Origin of the sequence: Pseudobythopirellula maris, assembly GCF_007859945.1 — a bacterium.
Lineage (GTDB): Bacteria > Planctomycetota > Planctomycetia > Pirellulales > Lacipirellulaceae > Pseudobythopirellula > Pseudobythopirellula maris.
The window spans coordinates 167,073-191,999 of record NZ_SJPQ01000002.1 but is presented as its reverse complement, the minus strand read 5'-3'; the positions used below and the strand labels follow the sequence as shown (position 1 = coordinate 191,999).

The following is a 24,927-nucleotide window of genomic DNA, read 5'->3' as shown; positions in this document are numbered from 1 at the left end:
GATTCTTGCCGAGAGGGGAGATCAGTTGGCCGCGGCCGGCTGCTCTTCTTCGTTGGGCGTATCGACCGCCGCTTCCTCGTTGGCAGGCTCTTCGGCGGACTCACTGGTCTCGGCTTCACCCGTCGGGGCCTCCGCCTCGGCAGGGGCCGATTCTGTGGCGTCGGCTTCGACGTCGATCGACTCCGGTTCGTCGACGCGGATCTCCTCGGCGTCGAGGTTCGCGCGGCTCCGTTCGGCGCCAACGAGCGGCTCTTCGTCGATCGGGTAGCTGCGCTCACGCGTCGCGTCGCGTCGCAGGGCCTCGCCGGCGTATGCCATTCCGGCCTCGATCTCGTAGCGGGTGAAGTACGGGTTGCGGACGAAGCTGCGGACCGTACCGGTGAGCTTGGCCGCCAGCTCGGACCACGAGACGCCGCTGTTGAGGTTCCAAACCGCCGCCTGTGCGGCGCCGTGCTGCAGTTCGCCGCGGCCGAACGCCTCGAGCAGCGGGATCACGCCCTGCTGAGTCACGTGGTCCTCGGCGCGAACCATCTTGTAAGGCTTGCTGCTTGTGGGGTCGGCTTTGCCGTGGTCGAGGCAGAGCACGGGAACGTCGATCTTGGTGGTCCTGTCCGGGGCGATGCTGAATTGCCCGCCGCCACGGCCACCGCCGCCGCCGCCACCGCCGCCGCCACCGACGCTCTGTCCGCCGCCACCGCCGCCGCCTAAGCCGCCGCCGCCACCGCCCCGGCCGCCGCCGCCACCGCCGCCAAACTGGGCGAGCACCGGCACGCCGGCAAAGGCTTTGGGAAACTGGATATCGATCGGCGTGTCGGTGTGGTTCTCAACGATCACGCGGGCGCGGCTCGAGCTCTTGGCGATGAACTTGACCGACAAGTCGCCCGAGTCGATCGCGTCGAACAGGTCGATCGGCTCATTGGACTCGGTCGAGTCGTCGGCCAGCTCTTCGGTCGGAGCGGCTTGCTCCTGCTCTTGCTCCTGCGCAGCGGGCTCTTCGCCCTCGACAGGGGCTTCGATGGTTGGCTCGGCCTGCTCTGATTGAGAGGGGACGGCGTGAGGGGTGTCGGCGTGCGACGATTGCAGCAGCCCGAACACCGCCACGCCGGCGGCCATCAACAAGTAGAAAATCGTCCGGTGGGTCATCTTCTCGGTTCCGATTCTTTCGAGAGAGAGTGAAGGCTCTTCTGAACGGGAGGAGTCGCTTAGCGAGCGGTGTCCGGCTGCGGCCCGGGAGGGGGCGTGCGGGCGGCCGCCAGGGCGGGGCTCCTAGTCAGTTCAGAATAACCAGGAAAGCGAGGTAAACCAAGTAATTCGGTCCCGCGAACCGGGGCGATGGGCCCAGGATGGGTTTTTCCCGTCCCAAGGCGTGCGTTCCCGCCCTCGCCGTCGCCCGCGGGGCGTCGATCAGACGGTTTCAACCGGCATCTCGACCCCGTCCAGGAAGCTCGCCAGGCTCCGCGACCGGTACGGCTGCTGGAGCTTGCGGACCGCCTTGGACTCGATCTGCCGGACCCGCTCGCGGGTGACCGAGAAGATCTTGCCGACCTCTTCGAGCGTGTAGCTGTAGCCGTCCGTCAGGCCGTAGCGGAGCTTGATGATCTCCCGCTCGCGGTAGCTCAGCTCGGCCATCACGTCTTCCAAACGCGACTTGAGCATGTCGAGGTTGGCGTCGTACAGCGGGTCGTCGACGCGGTGCTCCTCGAGGAACTCGCCGAAGTAGTTGTCCTCGTGGTCGCCGACCGGCTGGTCGAGCGAGAGGGGCTGGCGGGTCATCTTCAGGATGCAGGCCGCGTCGTCGATCGACAGGCCCGTGATGTCGGCTACCTCGTCGGCGCTCGGCTCGCGGCCGTACTCCTGCACGAACTCGGCGGTCACCGCACGGATCTTGCTCATCGTGTCGATCATGTGAACCGGCAGGCGGATCGTGCGGCTCTGGTCGGCGATCGCCCGGGTGATCGCCTGGCGGATCCACCACGTGGCGTAGGTGCTGAACTTGTAACCGCGGGCGTGCTCGAACTTGTCGACGGCCCGCATCAGGCCGGTGTTGCCCTCTTGGATCAGGTCGAGGAAGCTCAGGCCGCGGTTGCGGTAACGCTTGGCGATCGACACCACCAACCGTAGGTTGGCGGCCGACAGGCGCCGCTTGGCGGCGTCGTAGCGTCCGCGACGTTCCTTGGTGCGGGCCACCAGGCGGGCCAGCGTCGAGGGGCTCTCCATCGAGATCCGCATCAGGTAACGCAGCTCATGACGCAGCTCTTCGGCGTGGCGATCGCCGAGCAGCGTTTCGGGCGAGTCGAGCTGCTCGCGGATCGTCGCCATGCGGTGACCGATCTCGTGCAGCTGCTCCATCAGCGGCAGCAGACGCTGCAACCGCAGGTTCATCTCCTCGACAAGCCGCACGATCTTGTTCCGACGCGACACCAGCCGGCGCCAGGCGGTGCGCTGCTGAGCCGGCGTGGTCGACGTGTCGACCGCGGCCAGGAAGTCGGCGTCGTTCTCGCTGAGCAGCTGGCGGATCGTCACGAGGTTCGGCTCGAGACGCTTGAGCACCCGCTTCTTCTCCGCGGTGTTGGTCACCGAGATCTCGATCGTGCGGTCCAAACGCAGCTCTTTGCGTTGCACCTTCTCCAGCAGGTCCAAGGCGCCGCGGAGCATGAAGTCGTTGCAGAGCATCGTGCGGCGGAAGTGCGTGCGGGACGCCTCGATCTCCTTGGCGGCCGACACCTCCTCGTCGCGGGTGAGCATCGGGATCTCGCCCATCTGCATCAGGTACATCCGCACGGGGTCGTCGATGTGCGACGCCGAGCCCTCGGCGTCGGTGTCGCCTTCGGGCGAGAGCTCCGGTCCGTCGATCTCGTCGTGCGAATCGACGGGAGCATCGCTGGCGGCCGGACGCTGGGCGGCGGCCCCTTTGGCGCCACGGCTCTTCGAGGCTGAGTTCTTTGACTTTCCGGGCATGGCTTTCGGCTGGCGGGTGCTGGGCACTGGCGGATCCTCCCGGGGTGTCGTTTGGTGTGCGTCGTGGTGACGGCGTCGCGCTGATGGGGTCGCTTAGTCGTGGAGGGCCTTAAAGCACGCCCCGCGCCAAGAGGCCGGCTCAGGCTGGACACTTCGTCGCAAACTGCTTATGGATTAGGAGTTAAGTCGCCTGCGGGCCCGCCCATGCGGCTCCCAACGAGGGGCCGTACGGTTGACGTTTTGCCACGCCCGCCGCCCGGATGTCGCCTTTTCGCCACGTGTTGCCGCTATCCAACCCACCCCCCAGCCAGACCAAAACCGCTTGAAAACGCTCCGCGTAGCCAACGCCGTATCGCTCGCCTTCCAGGCGAACGCCGATGCGCGGATCGCCGCCGGCCGCGTGGACTACGCCGTGGCGGACCTGTGGCGCAACGGCAGACAAGTGAGCGACGCCCCGCGCCTCTGCGCGGGCCTTGCCGAGATGACGCGGCGGCTGGCCGCGCGGCTCTTCTTGCAGGGCGACCTGCGGCTCATGGTGTCAGCCGGCCCTGGCTCCGAAAGGCGGGCGGCGCGGGCGATCGCCGAAGCGCTCGCCACCGCTTGTCCCGCCGACGGCGCCGCCTTGCCCTGCGTCGCCGTGGTGCGCGGCTCGAACCTGATCGGCCGCGTCGACGAATTGTTCGGAGTCGGCGCCCCCGGGGCAAATACGGAATTGGCCGATCGGCTCCTGAGGGGGCCCGGCCCGCCCGAGGCGGCGTGGGCCCCGCTGCCCCCCGAGCCGATCGCCCAGGGGCTCCACACCTCGGCCCAGGTGGTGGTCGTTGGTGCGGCCGACGCGGCGACTCTCGCGATCGCGGCGGCGAGCGAGGCGTTCGCGTGGCCCGCCAACGGGGCGCCCGACGCCCAACTTGCCAGCGCCGCGGTTCGCATCGATACGGACACGCCCTGGGCGCGCCCCGACCCTTCGGCGCCGCCGACGACGATCGAGTGCGACGCCGACGGCGCGGTGCGGCTCGGCGGCCCGGGCGTGTCGGCCACGACGCCTTACGACGGGCCGTCGCCGCCAGTCGATTTCGGCAATCGCCACGGCCTTGTCCGCTACACCCGCCGCTATACGGTCGAACTCACGCCGCCGTCCGGTGAGGACGCCGGCCCGCTCACCGCGTGGATCGCCCACGAAGCGAGCAACGCGGGGGTAACGACCGAACATCCCACGGCGGATCACCTCACGCTCGCCTGCGACGACTCTGATCGCCTGGCGGCGTTTTGCGAGCGGCTGCACGACGCTTTGGCGCTCGATCCGAACGCGCCGGCTGTCACAGTATCTCCCGCACAACCCGAGCACGAAGACTGGCCCATCACCCTGGTGGCGGAGCGCTTCGTCACCGCGGTTGACGAACGCCCGGCCGCCGAGTGGCTCGACGAGTAGTGATGGCGAGCCGTGGTCCGATTTGTGCCCTGGCGGTATGCTTCAAACCATGATCATGCCTAGCGACGCAATCGAAGTACGGGTCGATGGCCCCGTCGGCACCGTGACCCTCGGCCGGCCCGACCACGGCAACGCGCTCACCCGAGCGATGATCGCCGAGCTGCGCACGGCGCTCGACGATCTTTACCGCGAGAAACGGGTGCGGGCGGTCGTGCTCACCGGGCGAGGCGAGGCGTTCTGCCTGGGGCGCGACGTGGGGGAGCAAGCCGCCGAGAGCACGAACCCGGCCGACGACCTCGCACGCTGGGGCGCCGAGGCCGAGGAGTACCGCGACCTCGTGGCCGCGATGCTCGAACTGCCCAAGCCGATCGTCGCCGCGGTGAGCGGCCCCGCCGAGGCGGGGGGCGCCGGCCTGGTGCTGGCCAGCGACGTGGCCGTCGGCTGCCCCGGCGCGGGCTTCGGCTTCCCCGAACCGCGACGCGGCGTGGTGGCGGGCGTGGCGGCGCCGCTGCTGGCGTGGCGCCTCGGCGCCGGCGCAGCGGCCCGGCTGCTGCTCACTTCTGAGACGATCTCGGCCGAAGAGGCCCACCGCATCGGCGTTTACCACGAGCTGGTCGGAGCCGACTTGGTGTGGGCCCGGGCGTCGGAGGTTGGAAACCAAGCCGCTCAGGCGGCGCCGGAGGCCGTGCAGCTGACCAAGCGGCTGTTGTGGGAGACGATCGGCGAGCAGCTCGCCACGCAGCTCAGCAATGGCGCCATCGCCAGCGCGATGGCCCGCACCACGGAGGCGGCCAAGGAGGGGCTCAACGCGCACCTCGGCGACCGCGAGCCCGAGTGGCCGTGACGATCGAACCTGCCGGGTGATGCGGCCTCGAGCGGCTCAGGGGGAACGTGACTGGATCGTCACCTCACTGGACCGTCAATTGGCGCGCCTCGCCGGCGGCGAGGTTGATCGTCTTCTCAAGCAGAGAATATCCTCCCCCGACGCTGGATGTTGATCGCGGCCGCCAGCCAGCGGTTGAGAGGGCCTTGTTCGACCACTGCGTACCTTTGTTCAGCGTGGTCCCGAGCCACACCCGCGAAGGGTCATCGTCTCGTCCGAAGCCGAGCGCCCCGAGCACCCGGCCTTCGGCACGGGCAACCAACTCTTCGATCTGCAGATGGACGTCGCCGGCTGAAATAGTGATCTCCAGCGAATCGAGGTGATCTGAAGCGTCGACCAAGTGGTGCCCCACCGAGTACGTTTCTCTTCCGAAGTTCGATGTTTGAACAAAGAAAACGGCGTCGGGTGAGCGGGAGAGCGATACGGTCGCCCCCTCGATTTTCTCGACGCGACGCACTCCCTCGTTGGTGAGCAGCAGCCGCTGCGTGTTATTCTCTTGGCTCCAAAGGAGCGGCTTGCCATCGGTTTGATCGACCTTTTGCGACACGTACACCCTGGCCAACGCGCCGACTTCCTGCAGGCCGGCGGCGATCGTGGGGAAAGAATCGAACCTCGATGTCTGGTCGCCAGAAGGCTCGGGGGTGTAGGTGGTTAAAATGGACATCGACTCGCGGCGTTTCAGCGTCCCGAAGCGGAGCCCCTCGAACGCCTCGCGGCGGATGGCGCTGCTGATAGTCAGGGTCGCCTTGGCCGTAGGGTCAGGCGCGACGATTTCATGCCGCGCCGCCTTGCCCGGCTCGACCAGAAACGAGTTGACCCGTGCATACCAGCCGGTTGGCTCGGTGAGAGCGAGCGTGTACCTGCCGTAAGGCAGGTTCCGCGACAAGAGCGTGCCTTTGTCGTCCGAAAGGCCGGTGGCTTCGACACGGCGGCCGTCGCTCCCTCTCGAAGTCATCCGCACCCGCACTCCGCTAAGCGGGCGACCTTCTTCGGTGCGTATGGTCAGCAAAACCGGCGAGAAGTCGCTCGCACTAGGCTCGGACTGCCCGAATCGACTCTCGAGCCGTTCGACGTTCTCGTTGAGCCGGGCGACCTCGGTTCGCAGCGACTCGATCTGCTCGAGCAGCTGGGCTTCGGCGGAGTTTTCTTGACCGTAGGCGGGGGTCCATTCCAGGGGCGAGGTGACAGTGACGAACGCTACCGCCAAGGCGAGGGTTCTGGAGAGCATGCGAGCCTCGTGATTAATGGAGGAGTGAACGGCCCTCTCAGGTTACGTGAAGCCGCAGGTGCGGGCAATCGCACGGGCAGCCCCGTCCCTGAGCTGTCTCGCCTTGCAGGCGTGACTCTGGGCGGGCCCGCAACCCCTTGATTTGGGGCTTATTTCCTTACCTCTTCCGCCCCGGGGGCCGATTCGCTATCTTGTGGGGCTACCCCTTTACCGAGCACCCGTAACTTCCAGACCCCAACCCCGTCTAGCACGATGGCCAAATCCGGCGGCAAGCGTAAGAAGAAGGTCGAGAGCGTGTTCCTCGTCTGCGAGGAAACCGGCGACTACAACTACACCGTCCGGCGCAAGCTCGGCGGGGAGAAGCTCAAGCTCAAGAAGTTCTGCCCGCGTTTGCGCAAGCACACGCTGCACATCGAGAAGAAGAAGTAAGACAGGGGGGAACCGCCAAGACGCCAAGTGCGCCAAGACGCGCAGCGGTGGATTGGACGGCGATTTTCGAGTCACGTTCTTCTTGTCTAATCGCCTTGGGCGCTCTTGGCGTCTTGGCGGTTCATGTTTCTGAGACCGCAGGATTGGGATGGCCAAGCGGTGGCGACTCGCGACGCACGACCCCGCGCGCATCGCCGCCCTGCAATCGGCCGCCAAGCTGCCGGCCGTCGTCGCCCAGCTGCTGGTCGCCCGCGGGATCGATGACCCGGCGATCGCGCTCGACTTTCTCGAGCCCAAGCTCACCGGCCTCCGCGACCCGGATCTCTTGCCCGGCGCCACGCTGGCGGCCGAGCTGCTCCACCGCGCCGTTGCCGGCAAGAAGCGGATCGTCGTCTACGGCGACTACGACGCCGACGGCATGACCTCCTCGGCGATCATGCTGCGCTGCTTCAAGGTGCTCGGCGCCGAGGCGCGGCTCTACATGCCGCACCGCTTTGACGAGGGCTACGGCCTGAACGTCGAAGCGATCCGCACCCTCGCCGCCGAGGGCGCCGAGACGATCGTCACGGTCGACTGCGGCGTGGCCAGCATCGAAGAGGCGAAGCTCGCCAAGGAGCTCGGCCTGCAGCTGATCGTGACCGATCACCACCAGATGGCCGACCGCCTGCCCGACGCCGCGGCGGTGGTCCACCCCGGCCTGCCGGGCTCCGACTACCCGTTCCCAGGGCTGTGCGGCGCGGCCGTGGCGCTCAAGGTCGCCTGGGCCCTTTGCCAACACGCCAGCCAAGCGAAACGCGTGAGCGAGCCGATGCGGCGGTTCCTGATGCAGGCCGTCGGCCTCGCGGCGATCGGCACCGTGGCCGATGTCGTGCCGCTCATCGACGAGAACCGCATCCTCGTGCGCAACGGCCTGGCGGCCCTGCGTCATCATCCCACCGTGGGATTCAAGGAGCTGGAGCGTGTCGCCCAGCTGACCCGCACGCCGGAGCTCGGCTGCGAGGACCTGGCGTTCTCGATCTGCCCGCGGCTGAACGCCACCGGGCGGCTGGGGCAGGCGGAGCTGGGTGTCGAACTGCTCACCACCAACTCGCCCGAGCGCGCCGCCGAGCTGGCTGATTATCTCGACGAGCTGAACGAGACCCGCAAGACCTTGGAGCGGAGCGTGCTGCTGGCGGCCCGCAAGCAGGCCAAGGAACGCTGCCGGCCCGAGACCGACCCGGCGCTCGTGCTCGCCGGCCACGGCTGGCACCCGGGCGTGATCGGCATCGTCGCCGGCAAGCTCGCCGAGCAGTACCACAAGCCGGTCGTTGTCGTCTCGCTCGACGAGCTGGGCGTGAAGCCGGGCATCGGATCGGGCCGCTCGATCCCCGGGTTCAACCTGCACGAGGCGTTCGCCCACGCGACCGAGCACCTGGAGAGCCACGGCGGCCACGCCGCGGCCGCCGGCCTGCGGGTGCAGGAGAAGAACGTCGAAGCGTTCCGGGTCGCTTTCTGTGCGTACGCCGAGCGGGCTCTGGGCGAAGAGAACGGCGGCCCCGAGATCCAGATCGACGCCGAGACCCCGCTCTCGGCGCTAACGCATCAGGCGGTGAGCCAGATCGAGCGCCTCGCGCCGTTCGGCCACGGCAACCGCCGGCCGACACTCTGCACGAGCGACGTCCGCATGGCGGGCCCGCCGCGCCGCATGGGGGGCGCCGGCCGCCACCTGTCGCTCGACCTGGAGCAGCACGGCGTGAAGTTGCGCGCGGTCGCCTTCGGCGGCGGCGACTGGGAGGAGGCCCTGCTGCGTGTCGACGGCCCGCTGTCGATCGCCTTCCGCCCGGTGATCAACACGTTCCGCGGGTATCGGTCGGTCGAGGTGCATCTGGACGACTGGAAGCGAGATGTTCCTTCGGGCGATTAGGTACAAAGCAGGGGGGCAGAAACCTGTGGCAGAGATCTAGGCAGATCATTGAGTTTGCCTATCCCCGTGTTATAACAAGCCGGTGTTAGAACAGCCGAGCAATCTTTTCGCCGCCCATGATCTAGGACTGGCCCCATGCTCTCTTCGGCGTTACAGCGGGTTTTCTTTGTCGCCGTGTGCATGACTGCGCACGCCGCTTTGGCCGATGACATCGCGATCGGTGAGTATGTCCGTCTCAGCGGTGGGTTTGAAAATGCCTTCGAGTTAGGTGGCTACCCGAGAACGTGGAGCTCTATTGATGCGAATCTAGAAAGGACAGACCTCTACGGGGCCAGTGAAGGCATGTACGCCTTGGCTTTCGGAATCGAGGGCCGCCCGAGAGACGCCATTATATGGCATGATTTGTTTATTGGGCGTTTCACGGAAGGGCGGCCCGAAGATGTCGTTTTCTCGCTTTCTTTTGATTTCGCAAAGTATGCAACCGCTCCATCTTCCGGAACGGCCCGACTGGAGGTGTGGGTCGAGGCCACATTTGCTGGGCCTGTGCTGCATGGCCCGATACTTTTGCACCAAATTGTCAGCGACAGCAACTCTGTGGTTCTAGACACCAAGGCGGATCAATCGCACTTCGGTCGATACTCTTTCGAATTCAGCCCCCGGGTGATCCCCGGTAGTGAACCCCGTATACACCCTGGTCTCAGGGTTGTATTTCGCGATGTATCGGAGCCGCAGATTTCCAATGGCGATTTTTATGCCTTGCTCGATAACGTGAGAATCAGGAGAGTGCCCGAGCCGAGCGCTCTGTTGATTTCTTCTGTAGGTTTGATTGCAGCTGCGCTTCGTGGTAACCGTGGTCGACGGCTTGCCTAACGGGTTACCCCTTAAGCCTTGCGATGACCCAGGCAGCTTCATTGCGTGTTTGCTGGCATACTGGACCGCTCGAAGCGTGGCTGGCAACCGCGTCATAGACCGACTTGGAGACTAGCTCAGCTCTCGGCGGTCTCGCAATCTTCACGCCCCTCCAGCGGCAGCGGCTCTTTGAATGTGAGCGTGCGGTAGGGGAACGGGATCTCGATGCCCGCCGTGTCCATGGCTCGCTTGGTGGCCGACACGACCTCGTCGCGCGACGACCGCTCGTCGAGCGGCGTGGTGCCGCACCACCAGGTGACCTCGAAATTGATGCTCGAGCTGGCGTACTCCTGGGCGAAGATCTCAACCGGGTGGTCGCTGCTGACCGACTCGCACCCCGATAGAGCGTCGCGCAGCACCTCGCGGGCCTCATCGACGTCGGTGTCGTACGACACGCCGACGATGATCGTCGAGCGGCGCCGCGGCTCGTAGGTGCGCACCGTGACCGGCTCCTTGAACAGCTGCGCATTGGGCAGCACGACCAGCTCGCCGTTGGTCTGCCGCACGAGCGTCATGCGGACCGTGACCTCTTCGACGCGTCCCTCGACGTCGCCGCAAACGATGTAGTCGCCGGGGTCGAACGGGAACCGCCACAGGATGAGCACGCCCGCCAGGAAGTTTTCGACGATGTCTTTGAAGGCGAACCCCAAGGCGACCGAGCCGATGCCGAGGCCGGCGAGCACCTTGGCCGGGGTCATGCCGGGGAAGACGATCACCGCCGCGACGATGATGGCGAGCACCCACACCGTCACCGAGGCGAACTGTTGGGCGAGGTCGCGCACGCCACGTTTGAAGCGACTGCGGGCGAGCAGCCGGCGAACGGCCGACTTGGCCAATGACGACGCCCCCCAGGCGGCAAAGAGCACCACGACGCCCGCCGCTAGGAAGGGCAGCCGCGCGAGGAAGTCGGTCCACAGGTCCACGAGGCTCGACTGCACCACGCCGAGCATCTGGTCCGGGTCGCCGCTCGCCACAGCGGCGGCGTTGGCGGCATCCTCGGCGGCTGCGTCGACAGCCGCGTCGGTGGGAAGGTTCTCGGCGGCAGCGGCGGGGTTGGCTTCGGCCATGGGCAGTGTGTCTTGCTAAGTGGTGGTGGGGAGTCCAACCACACACGAGCAATCATCGCGCCCAAAACGCCTTGCTACCGCCTGTTTCGGTCAATAAATGCCCGTAGGGGGCTTCCGCGGCGCAGCAAGCTGGGCCCCATCTCCCCGTTGCGGCAGGCGGGCAACCAGTGTGGGGCCGGGCCGGTCGCGCGAGCGGGCAAGCTGTGGGAGGCTTTTCCGACGCCGATTGCGGCGCGCCAGCCGAATAGACAACGGCAGCGCGTTATCGGCGTCGGAGGCGCCTCCCGAAGCATTGCTTGATGCTTAGCCGAGGGTCAGCGTCCCACGAACTCCGGCTCGACGAGTTCGGGCAGCACGCCCGCCTCGAAGCCCCGCTTCAGGAACAGCCGCACCGCCTCGCGGCCCTTCTCGCCGAAGTCGCGGGTCCAGTCGTTCACGTACATGCCGACAAACTTGTCCGCCTTGGCGTTGTCGAGGTCGCGGCCGTATTGCAGGGCGTAGTCGAGCGCCGGCTGGCGGTTGTCGAGGCCGAACTCGATGCTCTCCTTGAGCAACCGCTCGACCTCGAGGATCGACTCCGTGCCCAAGTTCTTGCGGATGGCGTTCGCGCCCAGCGGCAGCGGCAGGTCATCGGTCTCGTCGTGCCACCACACGCCCAAGTCGACGATCAGCTTGAGGTCTTGGTCGCCGTAGGTGAGCTGGCCCTCGTGGATGATGAGCCCGGCGTCGATCGGCTTGTCGTCGAACACACCGGCCGCCACGGCCGGGATGATCTGGTCGAACGGCACGACGACGTAATCGAACTCCGAATCGAGGCAGAGCCGCAGCCCCAAGAACGCGCTGGTCAGCTCGCCCGGCACGGCGATCGTCTTCTTCTTCAGGTCGGCCACGGGGAACGACTCGCGGGCGACGACCATCGGGCCGTAGTTGTCCCCCATGCTCGCGCCACAGTTGCAGATCATGTAGTTGTCGCGCAGGTGCGGGTACGCGTGGATGCTGATCGCTGTGAGCTCCAGCTCGGCCGAGAAGGCGCGCTGGTTGAGCGTCTCGATGTCCACCAGCTCGTGGGTGAACTCGTAGTCGCCCGTGTCGATCGTCCCCTTGGCGAGGGCGTAGAACATGAAGGCGTCGTCGGGGTCGGGGCTGTGGCCGACGCGGATCAGCTGCTTGGTCGTGGGCACGGCGAGAGCTTGAGGCGGAGGTGCTGGGGCAAAACGGCCATGGTAGGCCTTGCGGGCCGCCGGCGTCAAAGGGGCAATGGGAATGCGGAATGCGGAATTCGGATTGCGGAATGACGCGCTGTCGCGACTGCGCTGCTTGACCCTAGGCAGAAGCTCTGCCGCGCGTCATTCCGCAATCCGCAATCCGACTTCCTCATTCGGCTCAGCGGTCGATCGTCTGCGTGAGCGCCGCCGCCGGCGGGGCGAAGACGATCAGCGGAAGCCACGCCGCCAGCGTCGGCTTGAGCCAGCCGGCGGCGCCGAGGGCCTGGCTGCCGAGCGAGACCGCGAAAAACGCCGTGATCACGGCAACCGCTAGGCCGATCGCCAGGAACGGGTTGTTGGCCCCACGCGAGACGATCAGCGGCAAGCCGAGCATCAGCAGTGTGGCGTCGAGCAGCGGCGAGAGCAGGCGGCTGTGGACCGCCACGCGGATGTCTTGGCCCAGCTCGGTGCTGGGGCGGGCCAGCTCGTCGATCAGCTCGCGCGTCGTCGCGTTGTCGCGCCACTGGCCGTCGGCGGCGAGCAGCCGCACCGGCACGTCGCTGACGAAATATGCCTCGTCTTCGGCCAGCCAAGGCGCGTCTTGGTGGGTGACGACCAGCAGCTCGCCCTCGCGCGTACGCAGCGACGGCCGCGTGCCGATCTCGGCGGGCGACGACACGCCGCGCATCAAGTAGCCGGCCGGCCGGGCGCCGTCGGCCCGCAGGTTCACGGCCTCCTCGGCGGTGATCTGCTTGCCGTAGCCGACCACGTCGGGCGGGAACACGAAGTTGGCGCCGACGATCACGCCGCGCGCGATCGAAACGCCATCGCCTCCCAGCAGCACGTCGCTCAGCGCGTCGTACCGCGGCTTGAGTGGCGCGACGCCGTCGCCCGCCAGGTTCTTCGAGTCGAACGCCAGCTCGTTGCGCCAACGTGGGATGACCACTTCGCGGACAGCCACCGCGCCCACGGCGATCAGCAACGCGGCGACGATCACCGGCCTGATCACGCGCGAGGCCGGCAAACCCGCGGCCATCAAGGCTGTTAGCTCGTTGTGGCGTTGGATCCAGGTGACGGTGAACATCGCCGCGATCAACGCGAGCACACCGCTCATCTGGTTGAAGAACGCGATCGCACGCACGGAGTAGTAGCGCACCAGCACGGCGAAGAGCCCTTCCTCCCCCCCCTTGGCGTGGTCGACAAAGTTGTCGAGCCGGCCGAAGGCGTCGATCACGATGTACAGCCCCGTGAGGCTGATGTAGCAGATCAGGAAGAACACCGCGAACTGCCAGAGCAGGTGCCGGTCGATTAGTCGGGGCATGCCGGCGCGGGTGGGTGCGAGATTGAGCGGGGAAAGGCAACCGATAGGCAGCGGAAGATACGGCTTGTGGGCGCGGTGGGTCAACACGACTAGCCCAGGTAAACGCACCACCCGTAAGAAAGCCTTGAGACGCGGGGCGTAAGCCCCCGGAGGGGCTCAGAAAAAGCTTTGTCCCAGGCCCCTCCGGGGGCACACGCCCGCCGGCCCGCCGGCAGTTTGCTAGCAAGCGTAGTACCGTCCTCAGACGGTAATTAGGCTTGGGAAGAACTGATTCCTCCCCCAATTGGCCCAGTAGGCCTGTCGCCGAAGCCGATGCCCCAGCCCTGGATCACCGCCGCCACGCACGCCGTCGCCGACTTGGTGTTCCCCGAGCGGTGCGCGCTCTGCGCGGCGTCGACGGCTGATCAGGCCGTGGGGCGTCGCGGGTTCTGCTTTGCTTGTCTGAGGGACCTCGCTCCGTTCGACGGGCCGAGGTGCGGCCGCTGCGCGCTGCCGCGGCCGCCCGACGCGTCCCCCTCCGCCGAGCCGGGTTGCCCCGCTTGCCGCGCGGAGCGTTACGCCTTCGATGGCGCCTGGGCGTGGGGGCCCTACCAAGGAGCGCTTCGCCACGCGGTGCTGCTCGCCAAGCGTCGGTCGGGACGCGGCGTGGCGGCGGCGCTGGGGGAGCAAATGAGCGTGGGCTTGGCCGACCTGCTCGCCGCGGACGCCAGCGAAGCGCCGCCGCTCGTGGCGCCGATCCCGTCGCCGTGGCGTCGTCGGGTGCGGCGTGGCGTGACGCCGGCCGAGGAGATCGCGCGTTCTCTGGCTCGCGCCGCGCGGCTGCCGCTCGCGCTCGGTTTGCTCCGCACCGCCAAGTCGCCCGCTCGTCAGGCGAGCGTCGCGCCGAGCGATCGCTGGCGAAATGTCCGTGGCGCGTTCCGTGTGAGTGAGCGTTTGCGTCGCCTTGGGGCAGACCGCATAGGTGGGTCGCAGCGGTTGGAGGGGCGGACGGTCTTGCTGGTCGACGACGTCCTCACCACCGGCGCCACCTGCGACGCGGCGGCTAGGGCCCTCCGCAAGGCGGGATCCGGGCGGGTCGTGGCGGTCGTGGCGGCAAGACGCGTCGGGGGGCTCTAGGCTCTCCCCGGCCTTGGTTTCCCGGGTGGGTTGAACTGGGCAACTTGCTGCGAAACGCCGATTGCGAAGAATAGGGAAGACCTCGTGGTCGGGGCCGTGGCGACACGGCTGCGCCCGAGCGACTCCGCCGCCCCGCGCGCCACGCGCACCCCCCCGACCGCCCCGCCGCTCCCACGCGGCGGGACGCCACGCATGGTCGCCACGACCCCACCAGCCCACGAGCCGCCCAAGAAGGCGCCCCTCGACCCGTTCCGCCGTGCGGTGCTGAGCGGGCTCGGGCTGCTGCTGCCGCCGTTGCTGACGATCGTCATCTTCCTGTGGGTCGGCAACACGGTCGCGCGGTACCTGCTCACGCCGCTCGAAGACGCCACGCGTTACATGCTCGTGGAGTACGGCTCCGACATCCGCACCGAGGGATCGTTCCCGCCGGGCGACATCAACGACCAAACCGCCCGAGACGACGACGGAAAGCTGTTCCGCCGCACGCCAGACGGGCTTTTCATCCCCGACTCGATCTACGAATCGGTCGCCGCGCGGCGGGGCTCGGCGCGCGTTCTGCCGACCACGGCCGAAGGGTTCTACGGCGCGTACGTCAACAAGACGTGGCTGCAGCCGTGGCTCGTGGTGCCGGTCTTCCTGTCGGTCTTCCTGCTGCTGCTCTACGTGCTCGGCAAGTTCCTGGCGGCCGGCATAGGGCGGTTCTTCTGGAACCGGTTCGAGTTGGTCATCACGAGGTTGCCGCTCGTGAGCAACGTCTATTCGTCCGTCAAGCAAGTGACCGACTTCATCTTCACCGACCCCGACCTCGGGTTCACCCGCGTCGTGGCGGTCGAGTACCCGCGCAAGGGGGTGTGGACCGTCGCGTTTGTCACGGGCGACAGCTTGCTCGATATCGAGAGCGCGGCGAACGAATCGGTGATGACGGTGCTGATCCCGACCTCGCCGATGCCGTTCACCGGGTTCACGATCACCGTCAAGAAGAGCGAGACGGTCGACCTGAACCTGACGATGGACCAGGCCTTCCAGTTCGTCGTGAGCTGCGGCGTGGTGGTGCCGCCGCACCAGTTCACCATGCTGGTCCGAGAGCGCATGGAAGAGGCGGCCGAGTCGCTGCCCGCCGCCGACGCCAAGCCGAGCAAGAACGGCAAGTCGGCGCTCGCCCCGCCGAGCACGCCCACCGCGCAGCCCGACACGCCCCCCCCCGCGACGCGTCCGCTCGCCCAGGAGGGCGTCGCCCCGTTGCCCCAACCCGATTCCGACGCCTCGGACGACGCCGAATAACGCGGCGCGAAAGGACACGCGCGTGAGCGACTCTACGATCCGTATCGGCACCCGCGGCAGCCGGCTCGCGCGGTGGCAGGCCGACTGGGTGGCGGGCGAGTTGCGGCGGCTCGGCCACGAGGTCGCGATCGTCGAGATCACCACCGCCGGCGACGCCCAGAAGACGGGCCCGATCGGCGCCATCGGCACGCAGGGCGTTTTCACGAAAGAGATCCAGCGGGCGTTGCTAGCAGGGTCGGTCGATCTTGCTGTGCACAGCCTCAAGGACTTGCCGACCACGCCCACGCCGGGGCTCGTGCTGGCGGCCGTGCCCGAACGTGAGTCGCCCTTCGACGCGCTGATCGTCCGCCAGGACCGGATCGACGGCGGCGCCGCGACGCTCGATTCCTTGCCCCGCGGCGCCCGGGTCGGCACGGGCAGTGTGAGACGCAAGGCGCAGCTGCTGCACCTCCGGCCCGACCTGGTGGTCGGCGACCTGCGCGGCAACGTGGAGACGCGGCTCGCGAAACTCGAAGCGGGCGAGCACGACGCGATCGTGCTCGCCGAGGCGGGACTCGTGCGGCTAGGTTTGCGGGGAAGAATCACGCAGCGGCTCGCCGGGGTGATCATTCCCGCGCCGGGCCAAGGCGCCTTGGGCTTGGAGTGCCGGGCCGACGACACGGCGACTAGTGAAGCCGCCAACAGGCTCAACCGCCACGAAGACCACGCCGCGACAACGGCCGAGCGGGCCGCACTCGCCCGACTCGAGGGGGGCTGCCTCGCCGCCCTGGGCGCCCACGCCCTCGCCGAGAACGAAACGCTAGCACTCACCGCGCTCGTGCTGAGCGAGAGCGGCGATCGTTGCTTGCAGGTCGACGAAGTCGGCCCGCTAGCCGAAGCGCAAGCCTTGGGCGAGCGAGTCGCCGACGCGCTGCTGGCCCAGGGGGCGGCGGCGTTGCTGCGCGAGCGGCAGGCTTAGCTTGCCGGGGACGCGCGAGAGCCTCGTGCTAGCACTTGCTTTGCTGGGCTAGGCGTTCGGCAGCACTTGCCGGTTGCCTTGGGCGATCGGCAGGTTTGACCGCCGACTGCCGTCGGCGGCTGGGGCGCGGTGGTCAGAGGCTCTTCTTGGATTCCCTGCATATTACGGGGTTTTGCTGGTTGTGGCGCCGTTGTGAGCGTTTGGCACACGCCGTGCATTAAGCGTCGGCGACGACAGGGGGGCCTGTCGCCATCAAACGCACAACGATGCCATACGGACTCTACTTGTCGGCCGAGGGCGCCCAGGCGCAATCCCGCCGCCTCGAGGCGATCGCCAACAACATGGCCAACGCGAACACGGTCGGCTTCAAGCCGGACGTCGCGTTGTTCCAGTCGCGATTCGCCGAAGCGATCCAACAGAATCAAGCCGTGCCAGGCATCGGCGGACCCAACGACATCGGCGGCGGCGTCAAGGCGATCGAGACCGTCACGAACTTCGCGCCCGGCAAGCTGCAGAAGACCGGCAACGCCGCCGACCTGGCGATCATCGGCCAAGGCTTCTTCCAGGTCGCGGCCCCCGGCGGTGAGGCGTTGCTCACGCGTGCCGGCAACTTCTCGGTCGATTCTCAGAACCGTCTGGTGATGGCCGGCAGCAACATGCCGGTGCTCGACGCCGGTGGATCGGCCATCGAACTCGACCCGGCTCTGCCGTGGGGCGTCTCGCCCGGCGGCTCGATCGAACAAGCGGGCGAGCTCACCCCGCTGGCGATCGTCGAGCCCGAGTCGCTCGGCGACCTGCAGAAGGCGGGGGCGAACCTGTTCCGCTCGCGCTCCGAGCCGCTCCCCGTGGCGCCGCAAAACCGCGAGGTCCGGCAGTACTTCCTCGAGATGTCGGGCGCCAACCCGACGACCGAGATGATGTCGATGATCGAGACCTCGCGGGCCTTCGAGGCCAACACCAAGATGATCCAGAACCACGACCAGATGCTCAGCGGCCTCGTGAATCGCGTGCTGTCGGTCTGACCTTGAATATTTAACCCCCGGTCAGTGACCGAGGGCCAATTTTGCCCCCCCGGCCACTGACCGGGGGCTAATTTTGTCCCCGGTCGCCGACCTGGGGCTCAATGGAGTCAAAACCATGAGTGTTCAAACCCTCTACACCGCCGCCACGGGCATGGAGGCGATGGAAACCAAGCTCGACGTGATCGCCAATAATATGGCGAATATCAACACGACGGGCTTCAAGAAGGACCGGGCCAACTTCGAGGACCTGTTCTACCGCCAGATCCGCCTGCCCGGCTCGACCGACGCCGACGGCAACATCACGCCGACGGGCCTGGAGATCGGCCTCGGTGTGCGGGTCGGCAGCACGCAGAGCGACCACGACCAAGGCGCCTTCCAGAACACCGGCAACCAGTTGGACTTCGCCATCGAGGGCGACGGGTTCTTCGCCGTGCAAGGCCTCAACGGCCAGACGCTCTACACGCGGGCGGGCAACTTCAACGTGAACGCCAACAACCAGCTGGTGCTCGGATCGGCCAACACCGGCTACCTGATCGACCCGGCGATCAATATCCCCGCCGAGGCGACCAACGTGGTTGTCACGGCCGACGGCACCGTGGAGTACAGCACGAGCGACTCGGTCACGAACCAGACCGCCGGCAACTTCCAGCTCTCCACGTTCATCAATCCCGACGGCTTGCTGAAGCTGGGCGACAACCTCTTCCAAGAGACCACGGCCAGCGGCGCCGCAGTTGCGGCCAACCCGGGCGAACCGGGCGTGGGCGTCATCCGCCAGGGCTTCCTCGAGGCGTCGAACGTCGAGCCGGTCAACGAGCTGATCGACCTGATCACCACGCAACGCGGCTTCGAGCTCAACTCGCAAGTCGTGCAGGCGGGCGACGAGGTGCTGTCGCTCGTGGCGAACCTGCGGCGTTAAACCCGGCTAACTCACGCCGGCGGCCGTGGCCGCCGGCTCGACAGACTTCTACTTGGTTCCCAGATCATGCTCCGGTTCGTCTTCCTCGCCCTGATCGCCTTCGCCAGCGGGTTCGCTTCGGCGGCCGACGTGCTGCTGCGAGAATCGGCCGCGCCGGGAGGCACGATCGTTCGGTTGAGCGATGTCGCCCAGGTGACGAACGCCGCCAACGACGCCGAGCGGGCCGCGCTCGAGGCCTTGCCGCTGATGCCCACGCCGGCGCCGGGCGTCGTGCAGCACGTGCGGGCCCAAGCGGTCCGCGAGCTGCTGCGGGCGCAAGGGTTCGACCTGGCCGAGCTGCGGTTCGGCGGCGCGATTCGTGTCGAGGTCGCGGGCCCCGGCGCCGCCCCGATCACACGCGACGCCGTCGCTCACGAGTCGGCGCCTCGGTCAACCACGCCGCAGCCGGCCGCACTGCCCACCGCAGCCGCCGCCGCGCCTCGGACCGCCCCGCCATCGATCACTTCGTTTCGCGCCGCGGCGCCGGCCGCAACGCCCCGCCGCCGCCCGGCGACGCTCACTTACTCGGAACGCCGCCGCGTGGAGGCCGACCTGGTGCGGGCGACCGAAGAGAGCCTCCGCGGCGCCACCGGCGACGAGTTGTACGGCGTCGACGCGGTCGAGCTGACCGACAGCGAGGCGATGCGACTCGCCGAGGCGACCGGCCTGGCGAGCGTTTCGCTCGTCGAGCCGATCGAGCCTGGCGAGCAAGGCCCCAAGCGTTTCGGCCTGTCGGCGCCCTCGGCGGCGGGGCCGATCGAGTTCGTGTTCACCGCCCGGCTGGTCCGTCACACGCCGGCCGTGGTGGCCGTGCGGCCGATCGCCCGCGGCGAACTCGTCACGGCCTCGCACGTTCGGCTCACGGCGCTCAGCCCCGAAGAGGGCGCCCGCACCCGCGGCGTTCCTCACAGCGACGTCGACACGGTGATCGGCCGCGAGGCGGTGCAGAACATCTCGGAGAGCTCGGCCCTGACCACGACGAACTGCCTGCCGGTGAAGATGGTGATGCGGGGCGAGGTGGTCACGGTGCTGACGACCGGCGGCGGGATCCGCGTGCAGCGGCTCGCCAAGGCGAAACAAGACGGCCGCCACGGCGACGTGATCGCGGTGGAGACGCTCGATTCGAAGGACCAGATCGAGGCCCGCGTTGTCGGCCAACGGCGTTTGGCCGTGCTCGGCAGCGGGGCCGCCATCGGGGGTATCGCACGATGATCCGTAACTTACTGATTGGCGCCTTGCTCGCCCCGCTGCTGATGACGGCCGCCGACACGAGCGCCCAAGACTCCAGCCTGTTGCTCGCGCCGCCGCCCAACAGCGGCTACCGCGACCCGATGACCGGCCGGCCGCTCGACCGTTCGGCCGACCCGCTCGCGCTGGAGAACTGCTCGTACTTGTACTCGACGCTGCCGCCCGAGCAGACCAACCGCTCGCTGCAAAAGCACGACATCATCACGGTGCTGGTCGACTACCGGGCGACCATGCAGAGCGAAGGGGAGTCCGAGACGCGCAAGACGGGCAACTTCAGCTCGGTGCTGTCCGACTGGATCGGCTTCGACGGCAAGAGCATCTTCGCGGCCCCGCAGCTGCGCGGCGACCCGAGCATCTCGGGCAGCGTGAACAGCCAGCTCACCGCCGAGTCGGAGATCGAGCAACGCGAGTCGCTCACGTTTCCCATCGCCGCCGAGGTGGTCGACATCCGCCCGAACGGCAACCTCGTGATCGAGGGGCACCGCACGGTGCGGGTGAACGAGGAGGTTTGGAAGACCTCGGTCACGGGCGAGGTGAGCCGCACGGCGATCGGCCCCGACCGCGTGGTCCGCAGCGATTCGCTGCTGCACATGGCGGTCGACAAGCAAGAGATGGGCGCCGTTCGCGACGGCTACGCCCGCGGCTGGCTGTCGCGTTGGTACGGGACTTACAAGGCTTACTGATTGTCTTCGTCCCCCACCGGGTGAGGGAGAGACAGAACGATTCGTTCGAGCATCGCTATGAAACAGAGTTCTCTTAATCCGCTGCGTTTCGCTCTGCTCGCCTTGGCGGGGCTGATCGCCTGGGCCCACGCCCCGGCCGCCATGGCCCAGAGCTACACCAAGCTGCGGAACATCTGTCGCATCAAGGGGCAGGAAGAGAACCTGCTGCACGGCTTCGGCTTGGTCGTGGGGCTCAACGGCACGGGCGCCACGAAGGACCTGGCCACGATGCAAGCGCTCAGCAAGCTGATGATCGAGATGGGCATACCCGTCTCCGACACGGGCCGCTTCGACGAGCGGGCCGAGGAAGCGCTCAAGAACGTCAAGAACGTCGCCCTGGTCCGCGTCACCGCCACGGTCCCCTCGACCGGCGCCCGCACGGGCGACCAGCTCGACTGCTACGTGTCGGCCATCAACGGCAAGAGCCTCGAAGGGGGCCGGCTCGAGTTCACGTACCTCGTGGGCCCCAACAAGAGCGACAACCGCATCTACGCCGTTTGCAACGGCCAGCTGCAGGTCGACGACCCGTCCCAGCCGATGGTGGCCGTCGTTCACAACGGATGCCGGATGGAGCAAGACGTCTACACGAAGTACATGACGGACGACCACTGGATCACGTTCGTGCTGAACCACAACCACGCCGACTTCCTGGTGGCCAGCGAAGTCGCCGAAGCGATCGGCAACAAGTACTCCGACAACTACCTCGACGCGAGCATCGACTTCGAAGCCAACCGCCAGGAGTACGTGCACGCGGTCGACGCCGCCAATGTCCGCGTCAGGGTGCCCGAGGGCTCCTACAACGACGAGGTGGCGTTCATCTCCGACCTGCTCGAGACACGCATCATCAACGCCGAGCCCGAGGCCCGCGTGGTGATCAACTCACGCACCGGCAGCATCGTCATCAGCGGCGACGTGGAGATCGGCGACGTCTTGTTCTCGCACCGCAACCTGATGGTCGAGACCGGCGCTGCGGCGGGGTTCTTGCCGATCGACGTGTCGCAGTCGAACAAGCCGAAGCTCGACAAGCTGGTGCAGGCGCTGGCGAACCTGAAGGTGCCGGCCGAGGACGTGGTGCAGATCATCAAGGCGATCGACGACATGGGCAAGCTGCACGCCAAGCTGATCATCAAGTAGCAAGCCGTTCCACCCCTCAGCCTTCCCTCCCTTCGGGGGGAACTCAAGAACCGAAAGCACGCTGGCATGGACGCCATCTCCGCACTGAAGACCTCCAGCACCGCCCGCCTGACCGGCGCCGGCCAGCAGCTCGCCGGCCTCCGCAGCGGGGGCGGAGCCGCGAGCGATCCGGTCGCCAAGTCGCGCGAGCTGCAAGCGACCTTCGGCGAGTTCGTCGGCGAGACGTTCTTCGCTCACATGCTGAAGGCCTCGCGCCAAACGGTCGGCGAGCCCGCCTACTTCCACGGCGGCCGTGCCGAGGAGGCTTTCCAGGGGCAGCTCGACCAGCAGTTGGCCCAGGTGATGACCGCCCGTGAGGGCGCCGGCTTCGCCCAGCAGATGTTCGAGCAGCAGTTCCCGGAGCACGCCGAGCTGCTCAAGCAAGTCGACGCCGCCCAAGCCAACACCGCCCCAAGCGACGACCCTCTCGAGGGGCTCAGCCAACTGCGTCGTCGCTGAGGCGCTAAGCCCGCGGCCATTCTCGATCGAGACACGACCTCCCCCCTCTTTGTTGCCCGACGCCCTGCTCTGTGAGCACGAGATGAAACTGAACGACACCGCTGTGCCCGTCGCCGCCGACGAACTGCCTTCGCCCGCCGAGTGGGAACGCCGCATCGGCGACTTGCTCGAACGGCTCTCGACGGTCCAGAAGGACCTGCTGTCGCTGCTGGCTGAGAAGGGCAAGCTGCTCGCCAACCGCGACACCGACGGGCTGAAAGCGTTGCAGTCACGCGAGACCCGTCTCTCCGAGCGGCTCGCCACGCTGCACGCCGAGCGTGAACGGCTGCTCGTCGAGGCCGAGAAGCGGGGCAAGCCGGCGCGTGACCTGCAAGCGCTGTCGGCCACGCTGCCGGCCGCCGAGCGGCGTCGGCTGCGTCCGCGGATCCGCGAGGCCCGTGGCACGTCGCGGCTGCTTCACCACCACAGCCTGGCGAGCTGGGTGCTGGTGCAGCGCCAGCTGTTACACGTGTCACAAATGATCGAGATTGTCGCCACCGGCGGAAAAAAATCGCCGACTTATCTAAAGAGCGGGCTGCCCGAGACGAGCGGCGCGCTCGTCGACCGCGCGGTGTAGCCGCATGGAGGCGCCGCTAGCACGCGGCGTCGGGTGCGTTGGGATGCGGGTGGCCGAGAAGCCAAGCGGTCGAGATTTTTCGTTTAACGGGCAAGGGCAATGAGCCTCTTCAGTTCGATCCAACTCGCCAACAACACACTGCAGGCGATGCAGATCGGCCTGCACGTTGTTGGCAACAACATCGCCAACGCGAACACGCCCGGCTACATCCGCGAGGAGGTGGTTTACGCCCCCGCGCCGGTGCAGGAGAAGGGCCGGCTCGTGCTCGGCCTGGGCGTGCAGGTCGAGGGGATCGTCCAGAAGGTTGACGAGTTCCTGACCGAGAGGCTGCGCGGCGCCACCAGCGACCGGGTGAACGCCGACCTGCAGAACGAGGCTTACAAGGCGGTCGAGTCGCTCGTCGGAGAGCTGACAGACAGCGACCTGTCGACCGCGCTGACCGACTTCTTTGGCAGCGTGATCAACACGACCAACCCGGTCAACGGCGAGGCGCTCTCCACCCGCAACCTCACGGTGCTCGAGGGCGAGACGCTGGCCTACGAGTTCCGCCGGCTCGACGAGCAACTCCAGTCGCTGCGCACCGAGTACGACAAGAAGATCCAGAACGCGGCGAGCGAGATCAACTCGCTGGCCGAGGAGATCCGCGACCTCAACGTCAAGATCGTGCAGACCGAGGGGGGCGGCGCCAAAGGGAGCCAAGCCGGCGCGCTCCGCACCCAGCGCAGCAACGCCCTCGATCGCCTGACTTCGCTCATCGACGCCGAGGTGGTCGAGCAGCCCTCGGGCGGCCTGAGCATCTCGGTGGGCGGCGAGTTCTTGGTTTTCGAAGGGCAACGCCGTGACGTGACCCTCAAGGAGGGGGTCGAGATCAACGGCCTCCAGGCCGCCACGATCGCGTTCGAAGACACCGGCAAGGTGCTCGAACTGAACGGCGGCGAGGTGCTCGGCCTCACCGTGGCGCGCGACGAGATCGTCGGCGGCTTCCGCGAAGACCTCGACCAGATCTCGCGCGCGTTGATCTTCGAGTTCAACAAGATCCACTCGCTGGGTCAGGGCCTCGACGGGTTTGAGGACCTCACCGGCTCGTACCGGGTGACCGACGCCGACGCCGCCCTCGACGAGGCCGGCCTCGGCTTCGACCCCGAGCACGGCTCGTTCAACTTGGTGGTGCGCAACACCAACACGGGCGACGAGAACATCAACACGGTCTCGATCAACCTGCTCGACGGGCCCTCGCCGAAGACAACGCTCAATTCGCTCGCGGCCCAGATCGACGCGTTCGAGGGGGTCTCGGCCACGGTGGTCGACAACCGCCTGCGGATCACGGGCGATCAGTCCGTGGAGTTCCACTTCGCCAAGGACCCGAGCAACGAGGAAGACAACAGCACGCTGGCCGCGCTGGGGATCAACACGTTCTTCACCGGCGATTCGGCGCTCGACATGGGCGTGAACCAGGGCTTGGTGGGGATCGAGAACGCCGGCAAGTTCGCCGCCAGCAACGGCGGCGTGGGGGCCAACGTCGAGAACGCGCTGCGACTGGCCGGATTCCTCGACGAGGAACTCGACTCGCTCGACGGCGCCACGCTGGCCGAGGGCTACGACCAAATGATCAACGAGCTGGCCCAAGGCTCGAGCGTTGCGGGCAGCGTGGCCGAGGGCCTCGGCGTGTTCGAGGCGACGCTCGCCTCGGAGTTCCAGTCGAAGAGCGGCGTGAGCATCGACGAAGAGGCGATCACCATGATCACCCTGCAACGCATTTACCAGGCTTCCGCCCGCTACATCCAAACGATCGCCGAGATGCTCGACACGCTCGTGAACCTGTGACGCTCAAGCGCTCGGCGAAAGGGAGAACCGCCAAAACGCCAAGAGCGCCGAGAAACCTGAAGCTGGGATGCGGCTGAGACGCCTCTCACAGCCAACAGCCAACAGCCAACAGCCAATAGCTAACAGCCACAGCCACAGCCACAGCCAACGGCGCCCGGTTACCCGCAAGCTCTCACACCCCGAATCACCTTCCGTCCTGGCGCCCCTCGCGTCGTAGCGGT

General features: G+C 67.3%; 22 protein-coding genes. 16 read left to right on the top strand and 6 right to left on the bottom strand.

Annotated elements, in window-relative coordinates; translation table 11 throughout:
* Positions 1–21: 21 nt before the first annotated feature.
* Both Mal64_RS19755 and Mal64_RS08505 read right to left on the bottom strand, forming a co-directional pair.
* Entirely contained in the window at positions 22–1,143 is a 1,122-nt protein-coding gene (locus tag Mal64_RS19755) for a hypothetical protein (RefSeq protein ID WP_197525583.1), read from the bottom strand.
* A gap of 261 nt (positions 1,144–1,404) precedes the next feature.
* Positions 1,405–2,958, bottom strand: a complete 1,554-nt coding sequence (locus tag Mal64_RS08505; protein ID WP_146399127.1) for an RNA polymerase sigma factor RpoD/SigA — start codon at positions 2,956–2,958, stop codon at positions 1,405–1,407.
* Between the two features lie 322 nt (positions 2,959–3,280).
* Between Mal64_RS08505 and Mal64_RS08500 the strand changes: the two genes are divergently transcribed.
* Together Mal64_RS08500 and Mal64_RS08495 are read left to right on the top strand one after the other, a co-directional pair.
* A complete protein-coding gene (locus Mal64_RS08500) occupies positions 3,281–4,387 on the top strand; it encodes an acyclic terpene utilization AtuA family protein (protein ID WP_146399125.1) in 1,107 nt (368 codons plus the stop codon).
* Between the two features lie 55 nt (positions 4,388–4,442).
* Positions 4,443–5,231, top strand: a complete 789-nt coding sequence (locus Mal64_RS08495) for an enoyl-CoA hydratase/isomerase family protein (RefSeq protein ID WP_231993634.1) — start codon at positions 4,443–4,445, stop codon at positions 5,229–5,231.
* A 64-nt stretch (positions 5,232–5,295) separates the two neighbouring features.
* On the opposite strand, the gene Mal64_RS08490 is transcribed toward Mal64_RS08495, so the two are convergent.
* Positions 5,296–6,498 (bottom strand): carboxypeptidase-like regulatory domain-containing protein, encoded by a 1,203-nt coding sequence (locus tag Mal64_RS08490; protein WP_146399121.1) that lies wholly within the window; start codon positions 6,496–6,498, stop codon positions 5,296–5,298.
* A 252-nt stretch (positions 6,499–6,750) separates the two neighbouring features.
* On the opposite strand from Mal64_RS08490, the gene rpmG reads away from it, so the two are divergent.
* The 3 genes from rpmG to Mal64_RS08475 all read left to right on the top strand — a co-directional run bounded on the left by rpmG (position 6,751) and on the right by Mal64_RS08475 (position 9,700).
* Positions 6,751–6,927: a 50S ribosomal protein L33 gene (gene rpmG / locus Mal64_RS08485; RefSeq protein ID WP_146399119.1), complete on the top strand. Its 177-nt coding sequence runs from the start codon at positions 6,751–6,753 to the stop codon at positions 6,925–6,927.
* Between the two features lie 148 nt (positions 6,928–7,075).
* Positions 7,076–8,830 carry a single-stranded-DNA-specific exonuclease RecJ gene (gene recJ, locus Mal64_RS08480; protein ID WP_146399117.1) on the top strand — a complete coding sequence of 585 codons (1,755 nt, stop codon included), beginning with the start codon at positions 7,076–7,078 and terminating at the stop codon, positions 8,828–8,830.
* Positions 8,831–8,965: 135 nt separating this feature from the next.
* Positions 8,966–9,700 (top strand): hypothetical protein, encoded by a 735-nt coding sequence (locus tag Mal64_RS08475; protein WP_146399115.1) that lies wholly within the window; start codon positions 8,966–8,968, stop codon positions 9,698–9,700.
* A gap of 116 nt (positions 9,701–9,816) precedes the next feature.
* Here the strand turns inward: Mal64_RS08475 and Mal64_RS08470 are convergent, their stop codons facing one another.
* The 3 genes from Mal64_RS08470 to Mal64_RS08460 all read right to left on the bottom strand — a co-directional run bounded on the left by Mal64_RS08470 (position 9,817) and on the right by Mal64_RS08460 (position 13,332).
* A complete protein-coding gene (locus Mal64_RS08470; RefSeq protein ID WP_197525582.1) occupies positions 9,817–10,806 on the bottom strand; it encodes a mechanosensitive ion channel family protein in 990 nt (329 codons plus the stop codon).
* 314 nt (positions 10,807–11,120) lie between these two features.
* Entirely contained in the window at positions 11,121–11,987 is an 867-nt protein-coding gene (locus Mal64_RS08465) for an MqnA/MqnD/SBP family protein (RefSeq protein ID WP_146399113.1), read from the bottom strand.
* Positions 11,988–12,189: 202 nt separating this feature from the next.
* The gene (locus Mal64_RS08460) at positions 12,190–13,332 is read right to left on the bottom strand and encodes an LptF/LptG family permease (protein WP_146399111.1); all 1,143 of its coding nucleotides are present in this window, start codon (positions 13,330–13,332) and stop codon (positions 12,190–12,192) included.
* Between the two features lie 312 nt (positions 13,333–13,644).
* On the opposite strand from Mal64_RS08460, the gene Mal64_RS08455 reads away from it, so the two are divergent.
* The 11 genes from Mal64_RS08455 to flgK all read left to right on the top strand — a co-directional run bounded on the left by Mal64_RS08455 (position 13,645) and on the right by flgK (position 24,706).
* On the top strand, positions 13,645–14,448 hold the full coding sequence (locus Mal64_RS08455) for a phosphoribosyltransferase family protein (protein ID WP_146399109.1): 804 nt from the start codon (positions 13,645–13,647) through the stop codon (positions 14,446–14,448).
* Between the two features lie 192 nt (positions 14,449–14,640).
* Complete coding sequence (locus tag Mal64_RS08450; protein WP_146399107.1) at positions 14,641–15,729, top strand: DUF502 domain-containing protein; 1,089 nt, start codon at positions 14,641–14,643, stop codon at positions 15,727–15,729.
* A 22-nt stretch (positions 15,730–15,751) separates the two neighbouring features.
* The gene (hemC, locus tag Mal64_RS08445; protein ID WP_146399105.1) at positions 15,752–16,687 is read left to right on the top strand and encodes a hydroxymethylbilane synthase; all 936 of its coding nucleotides are present in this window, start codon (positions 15,752–15,754) and stop codon (positions 16,685–16,687) included.
* A gap of 266 nt (positions 16,688–16,953) precedes the next feature.
* Positions 16,954–17,709: a flagellar hook-basal body protein gene (locus tag Mal64_RS08440; RefSeq protein ID WP_146399103.1), complete on the top strand. Its 756-nt coding sequence runs from the start codon at positions 16,954–16,956 to the stop codon at positions 17,707–17,709.
* Between the two features lie 115 nt (positions 17,710–17,824).
* Entirely contained in the window at positions 17,825–18,625 is an 801-nt protein-coding gene (gene flgG / locus Mal64_RS08435) for a flagellar basal-body rod protein FlgG (protein WP_146399101.1), read from the top strand.
* 66 nt (positions 18,626–18,691) lie between these two features.
* Positions 18,692–19,876 (top strand): flagellar basal body P-ring formation chaperone FlgA, encoded by a 1,185-nt coding sequence (gene flgA, locus Mal64_RS08430; RefSeq protein ID WP_146399099.1) that lies wholly within the window; start codon positions 18,692–18,694, stop codon positions 19,874–19,876.
* Complete coding sequence (locus Mal64_RS08425; protein ID WP_146399097.1) at positions 19,873–20,595, top strand: flagellar basal body L-ring protein FlgH; 723 nt, start codon at positions 19,873–19,875, stop codon at positions 20,593–20,595. Before flgA ends, Mal64_RS08425 begins: the two co-directional genes overlap by 4 nt.
* Before the next feature lie 57 nt (positions 20,596–20,652).
* Positions 20,653–21,768, top strand: coding sequence for a flagellar basal body P-ring protein FlgI (locus tag Mal64_RS08420; protein ID WP_146399095.1), 1,116 nt, complete (start codon positions 20,653–20,655; stop codon positions 21,766–21,768).
* A 66-nt stretch (positions 21,769–21,834) separates the two neighbouring features.
* Positions 21,835–22,266 (top strand): rod-binding protein, encoded by a 432-nt coding sequence (locus Mal64_RS08415; RefSeq protein WP_146399094.1) that lies wholly within the window; start codon positions 21,835–21,837, stop codon positions 22,264–22,266.
* Between the two features lie 49 nt (positions 22,267–22,315).
* Positions 22,316–22,882, top strand: a complete 567-nt coding sequence (gene flgN / locus Mal64_RS08410) for a flagellar export chaperone FlgN (RefSeq protein WP_197525581.1) — start codon at positions 22,316–22,318, stop codon at positions 22,880–22,882.
* A gap of 99 nt (positions 22,883–22,981) precedes the next feature.
* A complete protein-coding gene (gene flgK / locus Mal64_RS08405) occupies positions 22,982–24,706 on the top strand; it encodes a flagellar hook-associated protein FlgK (RefSeq protein ID WP_146399090.1) in 1,725 nt (574 codons plus the stop codon).
* Positions 24,707–24,927 lie beyond the last annotated feature (221 nt).